General features: G+C 63.0%; 1 protein-coding gene. It reads left to right on the top strand.

Annotation, left to right across the window (positions count from 1 at the left end; all coding sequences use genetic code 11):
* On the top strand, positions 1–522 hold a 522-nt coding region (locus tag KQI26_RS15170; RefSeq protein WP_216505060.1), incomplete at its 5' end, for an S-layer homology domain-containing protein.
* Positions 523–548 lie beyond the last annotated feature (26 nt).

Below are 548 nucleotides of genomic sequence, written 5' to 3'. Positions count from 1 at the left end.
CTCACCGTGGACGGCAGTGCAACGGTGAAAATCGTGGATAATGCCAAGAACTTCATCGACACCCAAAACCATTGGGCCAAGGACGAGATCGACTTCGTCAGCGCCCGTGAGCTGGTGAACGGCATGAGCGCCACGCACTATGCGCCCGACGCCACCGCCACCCGTGCCCAGCTGTGGACGATCCTGGCCCGGCAGAACGATGTGGATCTCTCCGGCGGCAGCATCTGGTACGAAAAGGCCCAGAATTGGGCCAAGGCCAAGGGCATTTCCGACGGCGCGAATCCCAACGGCACCATCAACCGTGCCCAGATGGTCACCATGCTGTGGCGCGCCATGGGTCAGCCTGCCGCTGCCTCCAGCGCCAGCTTTGCTGATGTGCCCGCTGACAGCTACTACGCGCAGGCCGTGGCCTGGGCCGTGGAAGGCGGAATCACCCAGGGCGTGGGCGGCAACCGGTTCGACCCCAACGCCACCTGCACAAGAGCACAGATCGCAGCCTTCCTGGCGCGCTCCATGAAGTAATGCGAAAAAACACAGCCCCGGTACCT

The organism is Intestinimonas sp. MSJ-38 (assembly GCF_018917925.1).
GTDB lineage: Bacteria > Bacillota > Clostridia > Oscillospirales > Butyricicoccaceae > Pseudobutyricicoccus.
This window is presented reverse-complemented; position numbering and strand designations above follow the sequence as displayed.